14 protein-coding genes are annotated in these 14,949 nt (G+C 65.7%); 9 read left to right on the forward strand and 5 right to left on the reverse strand.

Going from position 1 to position 14,949, the window contains the following annotated elements:
- Positions 1-1,152, reverse strand: coding sequence for an NAD(P)/FAD-dependent oxidoreductase (locus ACE3Q6_RS14065; protein WP_374433471.1), 1,152 nt, complete (start codon positions 1,150-1,152; stop codon positions 1-3).
- A 47-nt stretch (positions 1,153-1,199) separates the two neighbouring features.
- Here ACE3Q6_RS14065 and ACE3Q6_RS14070 point away from each other — a divergent pair, with 47 nt between their 5' ends.
- Complete coding sequence (locus ACE3Q6_RS14070; RefSeq protein WP_374433473.1) at positions 1,200-2,147, forward strand: dihydrodipicolinate synthase family protein; 948 nt, start codon at positions 1,200-1,202, stop codon at positions 2,145-2,147.
- A gap of 2 nt (positions 2,148-2,149) precedes the next feature.
- Here the strand turns inward: ACE3Q6_RS14070 and ACE3Q6_RS14075 are convergent, their stop codons facing one another.
- The gene (locus ACE3Q6_RS14075) at positions 2,150-2,914 is read right to left on the reverse strand and encodes an SDR family NAD(P)-dependent oxidoreductase (protein ID WP_374433477.1); all 765 of its coding nucleotides are present in this window, start codon (positions 2,912-2,914) and stop codon (positions 2,150-2,152) included.
- Positions 2,915-2,917: 3 nt separating this feature from the next.
- Positions 2,918-4,018 carry an NADH:flavin oxidoreductase/NADH oxidase gene (locus ACE3Q6_RS14080; RefSeq protein WP_374433479.1) on the reverse strand — a complete coding sequence of 367 codons (1,101 nt, stop codon included), beginning with the start codon at positions 4,016-4,018 and terminating at the stop codon, positions 2,918-2,920.
- A gap of 109 nt (positions 4,019-4,127) precedes the next feature.
- On the opposite strand from ACE3Q6_RS14080, the gene ACE3Q6_RS14085 reads away from it, so the two are divergent.
- Complete coding sequence (locus tag ACE3Q6_RS14085) at positions 4,128-4,967, forward strand: sugar phosphate isomerase/epimerase family protein (RefSeq protein ID WP_374433481.1); 840 nt, start codon at positions 4,128-4,130, stop codon at positions 4,965-4,967.
- An 18-nt stretch (positions 4,968-4,985) separates the two neighbouring features.
- Here ACE3Q6_RS14085 and ACE3Q6_RS14090 read toward each other — a convergent pair whose 3' ends face one another.
- Positions 4,986-5,744: an SDR family NAD(P)-dependent oxidoreductase gene (locus ACE3Q6_RS14090; RefSeq protein WP_374433483.1), complete on the reverse strand. Its 759-nt coding sequence runs from the start codon at positions 5,742-5,744 to the stop codon at positions 4,986-4,988.
- A gap of 97 nt (positions 5,745-5,841) precedes the next feature.
- On the opposite strand from ACE3Q6_RS14090, the gene ACE3Q6_RS14095 reads away from it, so the two are divergent.
- Genes ACE3Q6_RS14095 through ACE3Q6_RS14105 form a run of 3 tightly spaced genes read left to right on the forward strand, consistent with a single transcriptional unit; the run spans position 5,842 to position 9,591 of the window.
- Positions 5,842-6,798 (forward strand): 3-hydroxyacyl-CoA dehydrogenase NAD-binding domain-containing protein, encoded by a 957-nt coding sequence (locus ACE3Q6_RS14095; protein ID WP_374433485.1) that lies wholly within the window; start codon positions 5,842-5,844, stop codon positions 6,796-6,798.
- A complete protein-coding gene (locus ACE3Q6_RS14100) occupies positions 6,795-8,477 on the forward strand; it encodes a 2Fe-2S iron-sulfur cluster-binding protein (protein ID WP_374433487.1) in 1,683 nt (560 codons plus the stop codon). Before ACE3Q6_RS14095 ends, ACE3Q6_RS14100 begins: the two co-directional genes overlap by 4 nt.
- Entirely contained in the window at positions 8,467-9,591 is a 1,125-nt protein-coding gene (locus ACE3Q6_RS14105; RefSeq protein ID WP_374433489.1) for an NAD(P)/FAD-dependent oxidoreductase, read from the forward strand. The genes ACE3Q6_RS14100 and ACE3Q6_RS14105 overlap by 11 nt, the downstream gene beginning before the upstream one ends.
- A 10-nt stretch (positions 9,592-9,601) precedes the next feature.
- Here ACE3Q6_RS14105 and ACE3Q6_RS14110 read toward each other — a convergent pair whose 3' ends face one another.
- Entirely contained in the window at positions 9,602-10,477 is an 876-nt protein-coding gene (locus tag ACE3Q6_RS14110) for an IclR family transcriptional regulator C-terminal domain-containing protein (RefSeq protein ID WP_374433491.1), read from the reverse strand.
- A gap of 198 nt (positions 10,478-10,675) precedes the next feature.
- Here ACE3Q6_RS14110 and ACE3Q6_RS14115 point away from each other — a divergent pair, with 198 nt between their 5' ends.
- Genes ACE3Q6_RS14115 through ACE3Q6_RS14130 form a run of 4 tightly spaced genes read left to right on the forward strand, consistent with a single transcriptional unit; the run spans position 10,676 to position 14,935 of the window.
- A complete protein-coding gene (locus ACE3Q6_RS14115) occupies positions 10,676-11,998 on the forward strand; it encodes an ABC transporter substrate-binding protein (protein ID WP_374433494.1) in 1,323 nt (440 codons plus the stop codon).
- 52 nt (positions 11,999-12,050) lie between these two features.
- Positions 12,051-12,950: a carbohydrate ABC transporter permease gene (locus ACE3Q6_RS14120; RefSeq protein WP_374433496.1), complete on the forward strand. Its 900-nt coding sequence runs from the start codon at positions 12,051-12,053 to the stop codon at positions 12,948-12,950.
- Positions 12,950-13,783 carry a carbohydrate ABC transporter permease gene (locus ACE3Q6_RS14125; RefSeq protein WP_374433498.1) on the forward strand — a complete coding sequence of 278 codons (834 nt, stop codon included), beginning with the start codon at positions 12,950-12,952 and terminating at the stop codon, positions 13,781-13,783. The genes ACE3Q6_RS14120 and ACE3Q6_RS14125 overlap by 1 nt, the downstream gene beginning before the upstream one ends.
- A 3-nt stretch (positions 13,784-13,786) precedes the next feature.
- Positions 13,787-14,935, forward strand: coding sequence for an ABC transporter ATP-binding protein (locus ACE3Q6_RS14130; protein ID WP_374433500.1), 1,149 nt, complete (start codon positions 13,787-13,789; stop codon positions 14,933-14,935).
- The last annotated feature ends 14 nt before the right edge of the window (positions 14,936-14,949 follow it).

The raw sequence follows: 14,949 nt of genomic DNA on the forward strand, positions 1-14,949 counted from the left end.
CTAGTCTGCAAGCACGGAGACACCGCGAAGGGACAGGGCGGGCGGACGGCCAAGCACGAGGTCGGCAGTCACGCGCGCCGTCATCGGGCCGGCGCTGAACCCGACCCACGGAAACAGCGCGAGAAAAAAGCCGGGCAGACCGGGCGCCTCGCCCAGAATCGGCCGCCAGTCGGGTGTGCCGTTCACCCATGCCGTCCACGACCGCAGCGCCCGTGCGCGTCCGGCAGCGGGCACGACGCCCGCCGCCATGGCCATGTTGCCGGTCAGGCTGCGCGGATCGGTCACCAAATCGCCATCGGGCCGCACACGGGCCGGCCAGCCGCCGCCAATGACCAAACCGCCGTTGGCCACCTGTTTCAGCGACAGCTTGCCCGCCGCCGAATAGACCAGATGCGGGATCAGCTCGGCCACGGGTTCCGTCACCGTGACCTGAAGCGGGAAGCCGTCGATGTTCAGGGTCAGGCCCAGCATGGCGGCGATTTTTCCGGCCGAGGCGCCCGCCGCGTTGACCACCCGGCGTGCGGCGATGCGGCCACCCCGCGTGGTGGCGACATAGCCTTGCGGCGTGGCCTCAAGCCCCGTAACGGGTGTGTGGCTATGGATCGACGCTCCGGCGCGGAGGGCGGCTGCGGCAATCGCGGGCGTGGTGCGCAGGGGATTGGCCTTGCCTTCGCGCGAACAGAACCCACCACCAATCGCCTCGGGAGCAAGGTAGGGCGCGATTTGGCGCAGGTCGTCCGCGGTCAGGACCTGCACCTCGACGCCCGCCTCGGCCTCGATCCGGGCCTTGGCGACGATGGCCTGCATTTGCGCCTCGGTGCGGGCCACGACGAGGCCTCCGGCCAACTTAACGCCAAGCGGTTCGTTCACGTTGGCCGACAGACCCTGCCAGAGGTCGAGCGACTGGCTGAGAAAGCGCAGGCAGGGCGCGTAGGCCCGGGCCCAGCTTTCGCCGTAGGTTACGAATTCGGGATATTGCAGTTGCAGGTGGATCGACCCGGCATTGGCCCCCGAGGCCTGCGCGCCAAGCTCACCCGCCTCAAGCAGAACCACATCGGCGCCGTCTTCGGCCAGGTAGAGCGCTGTCATCAACCCGGCGATGCCGCCACCGATCACCAGCACATCGGCGCTGTGCCGCAGGACATTCTTCATCAACGACCCCACTCCGGCCTATGCCGGTCATTCGAAAGGAAACGAACATGACCCCGTTCAAGGGCAGCTATACCGTCACGATCACGCCCTTCACCGAGGACGGAAATGCCATCGATTATGCCGCATGGGGGCGGTTTCTGGACTGGCAGCTGGCGTCCGGCGTGCCGGGGATCATCATCCTGGGCACTACGGGCGAATTCCTGACGCTGACCGATGACGAACGCGGCGCTTTTGTCGAGGCGACCGTCAAGCATATCAACGGCCGCATTCCGGTGATGGTCGGCACGATGAACGCCTACACCCCCAATGCCGTGCGCTATTCCAAGCAGGCCGAGGACCTTGGCGCCGATGGCCTGATGATCATCCCGCCCTACTACTACACCCCCACGGACGACGAGATCTTCAACTATTACAAGGCGATCTGCGAAGGCTGCAACCTTCCGATCATGCTGTATAACAACCCGTTCACCTCGAACGTGGACATGAGCGCGAAACTGGTCGGACGGCTGACGAAGTCCTTCGAGCAGATCCGCTACATCAAGGAAGCCAGCCAGCGGATCGAGCGCATTCATGCGATCATCGTGGAATCGGACGGGCTGATGAACGTCTGGGCAGGCCAGCAGGTACTGGAAAGCTACAAGATGGGCGCCAAGGGTTATGTGAACCCCTATGGCAACTATATCCCGCGCGCGTCGGTCAAGTTCGTGGAATGGGCGGAACAGGGCCGCTGGGACGATGTCTGGGCCGTGCAGCGCGTGATCCAGAAGTTCGATGCGATCATCACGAAGGGCCACCCGCTGTACGGGCACCAGTGCTATTCCAAGGCGCTGGCGGCGGCGGCAGGGTATCCGGTGGGCGATGTGCGCGCGCCGATCACCACCTTTGCCAGCCTGGGACAGGAAGGACGCGACCGTGTCGCGGCGATGGTTCCGCTGATGGCGGAGCTGGACGCCGTGGTGGATGCGATCGAGGGGCGCGCCAAAGCCGCTGAGTGACCTCATCGGATGTAAGCCGCTCCGTTGATATCGAGGGTCGCGCCGGTCAGGTGTCGCGCGCGGCCCTCGGCCAGAAACACCGCAAGCGCCGCGATTTCCGCCGGGGGCACCCATTCGCCCATGGGCAGTTGGGCCGTGATGGCGGCCGCCCCGCCGGTCCGGGCCGCGCTTTCGACGCTCATCTGCGTGGCGACCACGCCGGGCGAGATCAGATAGGCGAGGATGCCGTCCTTTGCATGGTTGCGGGCGACGGTCTTGGTCGCCGCTGCAATGGCGGCCTTGGTTGCGGAATAGGCGATCGCGCCGGGGTTCGCGGTTCCGCGCGTCGTCACCCAGGACCCGATGCCGACCAGCGCGCCCGGCCGACCCGCCGCTGTCCAGCCGCGCACTGCGTGCCGGATCAGGCGGGCAGGTGCCAGCACGTTCACGCGCCAGCTTTCATCCCAGACCTCGTCCCACAGGGCAGCGTCATCGGCAATGCCGCCGGCCTGCCGCATGATGGCCGCGTTGTTCACCACCACATCGGGCAGGCCGTCAGCGGTCGCAGAGGCCCAGAAGGCGTCAACGGCCGCCATGTCGCCGAAATCGGCGGCGATCAGATGCGCGCGGTCGGGGGCGACGGCAGTGGCGGCCTCGGCCCCCGCACGGTCGGCCCCGTAATGCGCGATCACCCGCGCCCCGGCCTCCAGCATGGCGGTGGCGATGGCCGCACCGATGCCCTTTGACGCGCCGGTGACGACCACGCGCTTTCCGTCCAGCGTTCCCATGACCTATTTCCTCACGATGAAGGGTTTGCCGCGCATCGCGGGATGCGACCGCGCGTAAGAGGCGTGCAGGCTGATCTCGTCACCCAAAGCCAGTGCCGCGTGCCAGGGCCAATGGGGGTTCCACAACACGCCGCGTGCAAGGGCGATCATGTCGGCCTGCTGGCTGGCAAGGATCGTCTCGGCCTGAACCGGGTCAGTGATCTGGCCAACGGCCATCGTCGAGATCCGCGCCTCGGTCCGGATGCGGTGAGCGAACGCGACCTGATAGCCGGCTCCGGTGACGATCTTCTGTTCGTTGGACAAGCCGCCCGAACTGACGTCGATCAAGTCGCAGCCGAGGTCGCGCAGAGCGGCGGAAAAGGCGACGGCCTCGTTCACATCCCAGCCGCCCGCGACCCAGTCGGTGGCCGACAGGCGCAGGATGACCGGCATTCCCTCCGGTACGGTGGCGCGGACGGCCCGGAACACCTCCAGCGGAAAGCGCATCCGGGCCTCGAGGCTGCCACCATAGCCATCTCGGCGGGTGTTGGTCAGGGGCGAAAGAAACTGGTGCAGCAGATAGCCGTGGGCGGCGTGGATCTCGACCAGGTCGAACCCAGCGCGGACGGCGCGCTGCGCCGCACGGGCAAAGGCCGCTACGACCTGCGCAATGTCGGCTTCGGTCATTGCCCGGGGGGCGGGCCAAGTGGGCAGGTAGGGAACGTCGGCCGGCCCCACGGTCTGCCACGCATCCGCCCCCTGCGCCGGGCCCGAGCCTTCCCAAGGCGGCAGGGTGCTGGCCTTGCGTCCGGCATGGGCCAGCTGGATACCGATCTTCGCGGCGCTTTCGGCGTGGACGAAGTCGACCACGTTGGCCCAGGCCGCCTCTTGCGCTTCTGACCAGAGGCCGGGGCAACCCGGGGTGATCCGCCCTTCGGGCAGGACGCCGGTCGCTTCGGCGATGATGAGGCCCGCACCACCGATGGCAAACTGGCCCAGATGCACAAGGTGAAACTGCGACGGCACACCATCGGTGGCGTGATACATGCACATCGGCGCGACCGTGATCCGGTTCGAAACGGTTAGGTCGCGCAAGGCGAGCGGCGCAAACAATCGGCTGCCCATGAGATTTCCTTTGATATTCGGATTGATCCGGTGTGTCGTGCGTTATATGAACTTATGTGCGATAGATGACACGCCAAGCCAATCCCGACAAGCGAAAAGGACCCTGCCCATGACCGGACTGACCGTCGCCGCCAGCACGTTTCCCTTTCTTTACACGCATGACGGGCTGGATGCGCTGAAGCACCTGCGCGGCCTCGGCTATGATGCGTTCGAGATGATGATCTTCCCGCCCCATTGCTGGCCGCGCGAGCTGTCGGTGGTCAAGCGGCGGGAGTATCTGGCCTGGATGACCGGCGAGGGCGTGCGGCTGACCTCGTTCTGCTACCCGCTTCTGGACAACAACCCAAACGGGGTGGACCGGCTGATGCGCAGCTACACGTTGGATCGGTACCGCGAGGCGATCGACCTGGCAGCGGAATGGGGTTGCCCCTATGTGGTCGCAATTCCCGGCCCGGTCAGCAGCCTGATCAACCCGCCGCGTGACTGGATGCTGAACTGGTTCGTCGAAGGCGTGCAAGAGCTTGTCCGCCATGCCAAGGGGACGGGCGTGCAGATCCTGCTGGAGAACGTGCCGTTCACCTTCCTGCCGACCGCTCAGGACATGCTGGACACGGCACGGCTGATCGGCCCGGAGGTGGGCGTGAACTTTGATATCTGCAATTCGGCCTACATAAAGGAAGACCCGGCGGCGGCGATCCGGTTGCTGGGCGATCTGGTGAAGAACGTCCACATCTCGGACTCCGGCTACGGCGATTTCAAGCATGCGCGACTTGGAACCGGCATCGTCGATCCCGGCCCGTCTGCGGCTGCGCTGCGCGATATCGGCTATACGGGCGCGACGGTGCTGGAGATCATCACCGATGCGATGGTGCCCGGCGCCGATCCCGATGGCGACATCCGGGCCAGCCATGCCATTCTTGCACAGCACGGCTGGAAGGCGCCCGCCTGAGGCGCGGTCGAAGGCGGGTCAGACTAGACCCGCCTCCACCGGATAGACGTGGCCGGTCAGGCCGGCCGCGCCGTCCCCGGCGAGGAAATGGGCAAGGTTAGCCACATCCTGCGGCGTGGCGATCCTGCCCAGCATCGTGCCGCTGGCCATTTCGGCAAGAGCATCGGCAACGGGTAGGCCCCCTGCGGCGGCGCGCATGACCATGCGGTCGGTCAGCGCCTCGGTCGCAATCGGCCCGGGGGCCAGCGCATTGACCCGTACACCGCGCGGACCAAGGTCCTGCGCCGCCGACCGCATCACGCCGATGGCCGCATGTTTCGAGGCAGTGTAAAGTACCTGCTTCGGATGGGCGCAGTAGCCGTTGATCGACGCCATGACCAGGGCCGATCCGTGCCCCGAGGCGGCCAATCCCGCCGCGAAGGCGCCAAGCGTGATGGCCACGCCCCAGACATTCACCGTCATCACCCGTTGCCATTCGGCGGCATCAAGGCTTTCCACCCCTCGCCACGGCGGAACCAGACCGGCGTTGGCCACGACAATCGACACGGGGCCCAGTCGGGAGGCAAGACCGTGCAGATCGTCTTGCGCTGTGGAGGCCGAAAGGTCCACCGCGACACCCTCCCAGATGTCCGGAAGCAGGGTCAGGCGGTCGGGCAGGTCGACGGCGACGATCCTTGCCCCGGCTTGCGCGAGTCGGTCGGCAATCGCACGGCCCAGACCCTGCGCGGCGCCGGTCACGACGGCGGTTCTTCCCTCAAGATCGTGAGTCATCGCCATGTTGCATGCCCCTTCTGTTCCAGCTACACCATATTCGTTCGCACTTTTGTGCGTCATGTGAACGACTGCAAGCGCAAAGCGGAAAAGAGGTCTGAAAGTGGCAGGCGACGACGATTGTCCGGTGGTCGTTCTGGGCGCGGGGTCCATCGGCCTGTCCTTTGCGGCGGTTCTGGCCGAGGCCGGGCATGGCGTGACGCTGGTCGAACCGGATGCCGCGCGGCGCGACAGCGTGGCGGAAGGGCTGGCCGTGCAGCGTGAGGCGATGGCCTTGGCCGGGCTTATCCGCTCCCCCGGGGCCGGCGAGGCGGGTGAGATCACGGTGGTGGCCGATGCCGCACTGCATCTGGCCAACGCCGGGCTTATCATCGAATGCGGCCCCGAACGGCTGGAGGTGAAGCAGGCGATCTTTGCCAATCTGCTGCGACAGTCTGGCCCGCAGACCGTTCTGGCCACCGCCTCCTCGGCGATACCGATGTCGCGCATTCTTCCCGCCGAGGCGGATCAGGCGCGCGCGCTGGTGGCCCATCCGGTCAACCCGCCCGCGGTGTTGCGCCTGATCGAGCTTTGCCCCGCGCCGGGCACGCAGGCCGAAACGGTCGACCGCGCGGCTGCGATCTTTGCGGGCGCCGGATTTGCGGCGGTCCGTCTGGGCCACGAGGTCGAAGGCTTCGTCCTGAACCGCCTTCAGGGGGCAGTCCTGCGCGAGGCCTATCGGCTGGTCGCGGAAGGCGTTACCGATGTGGCCGGAGTGGAGGCGGTGATGCGTATGGGTCTGGGGCCAAGATGGGCGCTTTCCGGGCCGTTCGAGACGGCCGAACTGAACACGCCCGGCGGGATCCGGGCCCATGCCGCGCGGATGGGGCCTGCCTACGCCCGGATGGGCGCCGAACGGGGCGAAACGGCAGACTGGAACGACGATCTGGTCAGCAGGGTGGAGGCCGAGCGGCGCGCCGCAGTCGCGGCCGACATGCTGCCCGCCCGCGCCGGCTGGCGTGCACGTGCGGTGGCGCGCCTTGTCGCAATCCGCGATCAGCTGCTGGAGGAAAGACCGTGACCAAGGCAGGCGGCGCCATGCCGGACACCCACTTCCAGTTCGACGGGCAAGCCTTGCCCTTTCGTCCGGGCCAATCGCTTGCAGCGGCGCTGACCGAAGCCGGTCATCGCCAGTTCCGCGAAACAGCCAAAGGGGCAAGCCGTGGCATTTTCTGCGGCATGGGCGTGTGTCAGGATTGCCTTGTTACCGTGAACGGGCAGCCGAACATCCGCGCCTGCATGACCCCGGCCCAGGCTGGGATGACCGTCCAGCGCCAGGTGCCCTATCCCTCGCTCTCCTTGGTCCCTCTGCCAGCGCCGGCGGCACCGGCCCGTGTCATTGCGTCGGATGTTCTGGTGATCGGCGGCGGAGCGGGTGGCCTGTCCGCCGCGATTGCCGCACGGGCGGCCGGGGCCTCGGTTGTCGTGCTGGACGAGCGCAAGGTGGGTGGCGGCCAGTACTTCAAGCAATCTGCCGTCTCTGCTCCGCTGGATGAACAGCAGCGCCATGGCGCTGAACTTCTGGCCAAAGCCGAGGCCAGCGGTGCCGAAATCATCGGCGAGGTCCAGATCTGGGGCGCTTTCGACGGGCCGCTGATCCTGGGCGAACGGCACGGCGCGGCGCTGGTGGCCCGGCCCGGCAAGATCATCGTGGCTACGGGAGCCTATGAGCGGCCGGAGATCGTTCCCGGCTGGACGCTGCCGGGCGTGATGACGACGGGCGCGGCGCAGACGCTGTGGCGCAGCTATCGCACCCTGCCTGGGAAACGGGTGGCCCTGTTCGGCTCGGGTCCGCTGAACCTGCAGGTCGCGCGCGAACTGATGCAGGGCGGGGCGCACGTGGCGGTGGTGGGCGAACGCGGCCCTGCCCCCTGGAGCAGACCGCTCGACGCACTGGCCCTCGCGCTGTCGGGGCCGCGATTGGCGGCTGTGGGGCTGGGCACGATCCGCGATCTGCGCCGGGGCGGGGTTCTTCTGCAGTACGGCGCAAAGCTGACCGGGATCGAGCTGGATGGCAGTGCCTTGCGCGCCCGCTATCGTCACGGCGCGCAGGAGGCGACGGTAGTCGTCGATGCCGTTCTGATGAACGCGGGCTTCGAGCCGCAGAACGAGATCCTGCGTCTGCTGGGCGCAGAGGCCGATTATGACGCGGACTACGGTCATCTGCGCGTCCGAAGAAGCGAAACCTGTGAAACAAGCGTGCCGGGGCTTTACGCGGTGGGCGATTGTGCCGGACTGGGCGGCGCGCCTGCTGCAATGGCCGAAGGGCGCATTGCCGGACGTGTGGCGGCTGAGGCGGCGGGGTTCGGTTCGGCGCATGACATTTTTGCCGACCTGCGCGAACTGGGCCGCCACCGGCGGTTCCAGCGGCGGCTTTGGGCGCTGCATGACATCGCGCCGCGCCTACCCGAGGTGCCCGACGACACGATCATCTGCCGCTGCGAAGAGCTGACCGCCGGTCAGATCCGCGCGGGGCTGGACGAAGGGCCGGGGCATCTTGGCACGCTGAAACGGGCGACGCGTCTGGGCATGGGGCGCTGTCAGGGGCGGTACTGCGGTCCGGTCGGGGCGCGTCTTGTGGCGGCGGCGACCGGCCAGCCGCTGGCCGACCGCAGCCTGTTTGCCCCCCGCGTACCGATCAAGCCGGTGGCCATTTCTTCCATCCTTGCGGCGGAAGAGGCGGTGCGGGATGCGCTCTGACATTCTGGTCATCGGCTCGGGCATCACCGGACTGATGGCCGCACTGCATCTGTCTGGCGCAGGCGCGACGGTTACGGTGGTGGATGCGGGCGAGAATGCGGGAACCTGGGCCAATGCGGGCAGCCTGCATGTGCAGATGCAAAGCCGGTTCATGCGGCTATACCCCGATCAAGTACCCGCGGTCGAAGCCTCGCTGCCGCTTTACAAGGCGGCGGCGGAAGAGTGGGTCCGGCTGGACGCGAAGTTCGGCCCGTTCGAGCTGGTGCGCAAGGGCGGGTTGATGCTGGCAGAGGGCAGCGATCAGCTGCGCTTTCTGGAAGCCAAGGCCCGGCGCGAGGCGGCGCAGGGCCTGACGGTCGAGATCCTGGAGCGGGCCGAGCTGGACCAGATCGCACCGTGGCTGGGCCCGCAGATCGTGGGGGCGGAACTCTGCCACGACGAGGGCAAGCTGAACCCGCTGATCGCCAACGCCCGCCTGATGGCCGTTGCCCGCGACCGTGGGCTGCGCTTCGCGACAGACCGCATCCTTGCGCTGGAAACGGACGGCGCGGCTGTCGTCGCACGGGGCCGTACACGGACCTATCGCGCGGATCAGGCGGTGGTTGCCGCGGCCTGGGGCGCGGGCGAGATCGTTGCCGGGCTTGGCGTGCGGATTCCCACGCGGGCCGAACCCTTGCACATGAACATCACCGAAGCAGCCGAGGTGCAGATCGGCCACCTGATCCAGCACGCCGAACGGTCGATTACGCTCAAACAGCTGGGCCAAGGTCAGATCGTGATTGGCGGTGGATGGCCTGCGCTGGACCGGGGGCGCGATCAGCCGCCGGCGGTTCTTGCGACCTCGCTTCTGGGCAATGTGGCACTGGCGGCGCGTCTGGTGCCGCAGATTGGCGGTCTTCGGGTGATCCGGACATGGGCGGGCATGAACACGACAGCAGACGGGGCAAGCGTCATCGGCCGCCTGCCACAGGCGGAGCGCATCGTGATGGCCCTTCCGGGGGACGCCGGGTACACGCTGGGGCCGTTGGTCGCGCGGATGGCGGCGCAGGTTGCCGCTGGCGGGGATGTGGCGGGCGAAGACGCCCGACTCTCGCCTGCCCGCTTCGCCGCGTGACCCGCAGGGATCAGCGTTTCAGCGCATCGGCGATGTGACCGACGGTTTCCTGCAGCTTCGGCAGGATGCTGTCGATCATGTATTGCGGACCCATCCGGACGGTTGGCGCACCGACATTGATGGCGCCGACGATCGTGCCCGCGCTGCTGCGCAGCGGCACGGCGATGGACATGAGTCCGGTCTCAAGCTCCTGGTCCACCAACGCCCAGCCCTGATCGCGAACCTTTGCCAGAAGGCGGCGGAACTCTGCCGGATCGGTGACCGTGCGGTCGGTCATCCGGGTCAGCGAGATGGATTTCAAGAGGGCGTCCAGCTGTTCCTCTGGCAGCGCAGCCAGCAGAACGCGCCCTGTAGCCGTGCAATGTGCCGGGAAGCGCGATCCGACCGAGATTCCCACGCTGATGACCCGATGATACTGCGCCCCCGAGACGTAGACGACGTCAGAACGGTCCAGAACGGCGGCCGAAACGGATTCACGCAGTTCTTCGGACAGATGGTCGATGAAGGGCCGGGCAATATCCCAGACGCCCTTCGACGACAGCACCGAAAAGCCCAGTTCAAGAACTTGCGGTGTCAGGTCGAAGAGCTTGCCGTCCATCACGGCATACCCCTCATGGACGAGGGTCAGCAGGATTCGCCGCGCGCCCGCACGGGTGTTTCCGGTTTCGGCCGCCACTTCCGACAGCGTCATCTTGCGCTGTGTGCGGTTGAAGGCGCGCAGGACCTCAAGCCCGCGGGCAAGACTGGAGACATAGTCGCGCGGGTTCAAACCGCCGTTTTCATCGTCGGACCAGTCCGCAGCTGCGGTCATTAGGCCGGTCTTGGCGGAATTGCGGGGCGGGAGGACATCGGTCACATCTTCCGCCTTGGCGCCTGTCTCCTGCATCTTCCCCTGGGTCCTTTCGGTTTTATCTGCAACGCTCTTGCACATTTGTTCACAGCTTATCACAGCACAATCTGCCAATGCACCGGCAAAAACGCGATGTCGGCACTTGTCACAGGCCATGAATCGGATAATAGTCGAACAAGAGTGCGCTATGTGAACAACGCGCACCGCAGGGAGTATCCAAGGATGACAAAACGCATGACATTCACCGCTGGAATGACCCGGCGCTCGCTGCTGGCCGGACTTGCGGCAGGGACGGTTCTGACCGGCCTACCACGCCGTGCCGCCGCACAGGAAGTGACGCTGCGCTGGTGGTCGCCGCAGGGCGCGCCGGCTCAGGTTGAGGCCTACAAGTTCCAGATCGCCGCTTTCGAGGCATTGAACCCCGGGATCAAGGTCCTGTTCGAAACGACGTCGGACGAAGGCTATGCCCCGCAGCTGGCTGCCGCTTTCGCCAGCGGCGAAGTGCCCGACATCGTGACCCACCTGCCGTCCTTCTCGGTCCAGACCTACTATTCTAATGGTCTTGTCGAACCGTTCGACGATGTGATCGCAGCCATCGGCGCCGACGACTACTACCCCGGCGCGAATGACGTGTTCCGCACGGCGGATGGCAAGTACTGCGGCACGGGGATCGGCAACACCGCCGCCAACATGCTTTGGCTGCGCCGCGACCTGATGGAAGCAGCCGGTGTCGCCCAGGCGCCCCGCACCTGGGACGAACTGCGCGCGGCCTGCCAGGCGATGCAGGGCGGCGGCATCTTCGGCGCGCCTCTGCCCTATGGCCAGAACTCGATGACGTCGCTGATCTTCATCGGCTTCATCCATCAGGCGGGCGGTCAGGTCTTTACGCCCGACCTGCAGGTCGCCATCGACAACGAGGGCACCCGCAACGCGCTGGAATTCTACAAGTCGATGCGCGAGCTGTGCCCGCCGGGCGCGACCAACTACAGCTGGGGCGAAAGCCTTACCGCGTTCGTGTCGGGTGCGACAGCCACCGGCATCTATGCGGGCCGCGTGCTGGCGAACGTCACCGAGCAGAACCCCGCGATTGCCGACAGTGTGACCTGCACGGTCTACCCGACGATCTCGGCCGATGTGACGCCCTGGACCTTCAATGACTTCCCCAGCGTCTTCATCCCGGCGCAGTCGAAGAACAAGGATGCAGCCAAGGCATTTGCCGCCTTCCTGTTCAATCCCGAGGGTTACATCAAGCAACTGCATGCGGCCCCGGGCCACGTACTACCGGTGCTGAAGTCGATCAACGAAAATCCCGCCTACAAGGCCAATGCCATCATCGAGAAGTTCCCGGCCGAAGTGGAGCTGATGGCAAACGCGGCGGCGGGTGGCTTCAACCTGGGCTTCGAAAGCGCGGGACACAAGTCGAACGACAAGGCTGGCGAGGTTATTGCCTCGAACGCGATCGCCGATCTGGTTCAACGCGTGGTGCTGAACGGTGAGGATGTCGATGCCTCGATCGGCACTTGTTCCAAGGCCATCGAAGACATCATGAAAGCCTGATGTTACCTTTGGGCCGCCCAATTGCGGGCGGCCCGGAGCTCAAAGGAATCCCATGTCATCCCCTGCTCTGACCGTTTTGGAACGCCGCCACGCGCGGCTTGGCCTTGTGCTGATCGCACCCACGGTGCTGATCTTTTGCGCGGTCATCGTCTATCCGCTGGTTTCGGCCATCTACCTGTCGCTGTTCAAGATCTTTACCCCGACGCTTCAGGGCGAATGGGTCGGACTGGAGAACTACCGCGCCATCCTCGCCTCTGGCGGGTTCTGGTCGTCATTGGGCAAGACGCTTATCTGGACGGTGGGCACGCTTGCGCTGCAGATCCTGTTCGGGATCGCAATGGCCCTGGTGCTGCACCAGAACATCTGGTTCCGCTCGCTGGCGCGCTCGCTGATCCTGTTTCCCTACTTCATTTCGACCGTTGTGGCCGTGCTGGTCTGGAAATGGGTGTTCAACGATCTGTACGGCATCCTGAACCACCTGCTAATGGCTTCGGGCCTCAGGGACATGCCGGTGGACTACCTCGGCTCCATGCCCAATGCGATGGTGACGGTCATCCTGATTGGGGCATGGAAATACTTTCCCTTCGTCGTGATCGCCGTCCTGGCCCGCCTGCAATCCATCCCCGATGCCCTGTACGAGGCTGCGCGTATTGATGGCGCGCGCCCTGTCGCGCGGTTCTTCGACGTGACCCTGCCGCAACTGCGCGAGGTTCTGGTCGTGATCGTCATGCTGCGGGCCATCTGGGACTTCAAGGAATTCGACCTGATCTGGCTGCTCACTGGCGGCGGACCCGTGTCATCGACCGAAACCCTGCCGATCGTGGTCTATCGCCAGGCTTTTGCGCTGAACCAGATGGGCATGGCCGCAGCCTGGGCGGTGATGATGATGGCGGTGCTTCTGGTCTTCATGATCGTCTACATCCGCCAGACCCGCCAGAAGGAGGCCGCGTGATGCGCCAGTCGCGCCTCGGCAACATCGTGCTGAACATCGTCGCCTGGTCGGTTGTGTTCTGTGTGGCCTTCCCGCTGTTCTGGATGCTGCTGACCTCGGTCAAGCCGCAGTCGGAACTGTTCCGTCGGCCGCCGAGCTTTCTGCCCGAGACCTTTACCCTGGAGCATTACAGCAAGCTTCTGTGGGAAACGAACTTCCTGACCTACTTCGGGAACTCGGTGATCCTGTCATCCGCGACCACGCTGCTGGTGATCGCAGTCGCCACGCTGGGAGCTTACAGCCTTGTCCGCTTCCGCTTCCGGGGGCGGGAGACGATGGCCTTTCTCGTGCTGTTCACCTACCTGCTGCCCTCGGTGGTGCTGATCATTCCGCTGTATCTGATGCTGGTCAGCCTTGGCCTGTCGAACACCGTGTTCAGCCTGGTGATCGCCTACACGACCTTCGCTCTGCCCTACGCGCTGTGGCTGATGCGGTCCTTCATGGCGGGCGTACCCGAGGACATCGAATCCGCCGCGATGGTGGACGGGGCGTCGCGGATGGGGGCGTTCCGGGACGTGGTGCTGCCTCAGTTGCTGCCGGGGATCATCTCGACCGCGCTCTTCACCTTCATTCTAAGCTGGAATGAATATCTCTACGCGCTCGTCCTCGTGAATTCCGACGAAGCGCGCCCGCTGACCACCGGCGTGATGAACATGCTGATCTCGTCATTCAACATCGAATGGTCGCTGCTGATGGCGGCCTCGGTGATGATGAGCGTGCCCCTGATCATCATTTTCGCCTTCCTGCAAAGCTATCTGACCCGCGGCTTCGGCGCGGGCGCCGTGAAAGGCTGACCCATGGCCAATGTCGAGTTTCGAAATGTCACCAAGATCTTCGGCAGCTTCACCGCGCTGCCGGGGCTGAACCTTCAGATCCGGTCCGGTGAGTTCGTGGCCCTGCTGGGTCCGTCGGGCTGCGGCAAGACCACCAGCCTGCGGATGCTGGCCGGGCTGGAATTTCCGACGACCGGCGACATCCTGATCGACGGACGGCGCGTCAACGATCTTGCCCCGGGCGAGAGGGACATCGCGATGGTGTTCCAGTCCTACGCGCTTTACCCGCACATGACGGTGGCCGAGAACATCGCCTACCCGCTGAAGAAGCGCGGCGTTGCCAAGGCGGAGCGGGCCGAAAAGGTGGCCCGCACGGCCGAGATGCTGCACCTGACCCCGATGCTGGACCGCAAGCCCAAGCAGCTCAGCGGCGGTCAGCAACAGCGCGTGGCCCTGGGGCGGGCGCTGGTCCGGGACCCCAAGGTCTTTCTTCTGGACGAGCCGCTGTCCAACCTGGACGCCAAGCTGCGCGGCCACATGCGGGCCGAGCTGATCGAGCTGCACCGCCGCCTGGGCCGGACCATGGTCTATGTGACCCACGACCAGCTGGAAGCCATGACAATGGCAGACCGCATCGCGATCATGGAGGGCGGCAATCTGCAGCAGTTCGCCGCCCCGGCCGAAGTTTACGCGCGCCCGGCAAACCGCTTTGTCGCGGGCTTCATCGGCACGCCTGGCATGAGCCTTTTGGATGGCACGCTGGTCCGCCAGGGGCAGGAGTGGCGGTTCGACGTAGCCGGTCTGCATCTGGCTGTGCCGGTCATCGCGCCGGGCAGCGAAGGACCGGCGGCCCTGGGCATCCGGCCCGAAGATGTCCACCTGGGCCAGGGCCCGATCCAGGGCGAGGTGACCCTGACCGAAGCGACCGGGCATGAGACCATCGTGACACTCGCCCTCGCCGCGGGGCTGCGCATTGTTGCCCGCGTGCCTGGCACCCCAGCCCTGCGCATCGGCGACAAGGTTCCGCTGCGCCTCGATACTCCGCGCCTGCACGTCTTTGCCGCCGGTCCGCATGGTGTCCGGCTGAACAGCGATCCGGCCGTGACGGCCAGTGAGAGAATTGTGGATTTCGTCGCGTCCCCAGGCGCGGCCTCGAAAGGAGTTAGATCTTGAATCGCGAATCCGTC

The sequence above is a fragment of the Tabrizicola sp. genome, from assembly GCF_041913445.1.
In the GTDB taxonomy this organism is placed as follows: Bacteria; Pseudomonadota; Alphaproteobacteria; order Rhodobacterales; family Rhodobacteraceae; genus Tabrizicola.

What these genes read in the sequence shown, in the direction of transcription:
- ACE3Q6_RS14085 (WP_374433481.1), top strand. Translation starts at nt 4,128, where the DNA reads ATGACCGGACTGACCGTCGCCGCCAGCACGTTTCCCTTTCTTTACACG.
- ACE3Q6_RS14115 (WP_374433494.1), top strand. Translation starts at nt 10,676, where the DNA reads ATGACATTCACCGCTGGAATGACCCGGCGCTCGCTGCTGGCCGGACTT.
- ACE3Q6_RS14105 (WP_374433489.1), top strand. Translation starts at nt 8,467, where the DNA reads ATGCGCTCTGACATTCTGGTCATCGGCTCGGGCATCACCGGACTGATG.
- ACE3Q6_RS14090 (WP_374433483.1), bottom strand. Translation starts at nt 5,744, where the DNA reads ATGGCGATGACTCACGATCTTGAGGGAAGAACCGCCGTCGTGACCGGC.
- ACE3Q6_RS14125 (WP_374433498.1), top strand. Translation starts at nt 12,950, where the DNA reads ATGCGCCAGTCGCGCCTCGGCAACATCGTGCTGAACATCGTCGCCTGG.
- ACE3Q6_RS14130 (WP_374433500.1), top strand. Translation starts at nt 13,787, where the DNA reads ATGGCCAATGTCGAGTTTCGAAATGTCACCAAGATCTTCGGCAGCTTC.
- ACE3Q6_RS14075 (WP_374433477.1), bottom strand. Translation starts at nt 2,914, where the DNA reads ATGGGAACGCTGGACGGAAAGCGCGTGGTCGTCACCGGCGCGTCAAAG.
- ACE3Q6_RS14120 (WP_374433496.1), top strand. Translation starts at nt 12,051, where the DNA reads ATGTCATCCCCTGCTCTGACCGTTTTGGAACGCCGCCACGCGCGGCTT.
- ACE3Q6_RS14070 (WP_374433473.1), top strand. Translation starts at nt 1,200, where the DNA reads ATGACCCCGTTCAAGGGCAGCTATACCGTCACGATCACGCCCTTCACC.
- ACE3Q6_RS14110 (WP_374433491.1), bottom strand. Translation starts at nt 10,477, where the DNA reads ATGCAGGAGACAGGCGCCAAGGCGGAAGATGTGACCGATGTCCTCCCG.
- ACE3Q6_RS14065 (WP_374433471.1), bottom strand. Translation starts at nt 1,152, where the DNA reads ATGAAGAATGTCCTGCGGCACAGCGCCGATGTGCTGGTGATCGGTGGC.
- ACE3Q6_RS14080 (WP_374433479.1), bottom strand. Translation starts at nt 4,018, where the DNA reads ATGGGCAGCCGATTGTTTGCGCCGCTCGCCTTGCGCGACCTAACCGTT.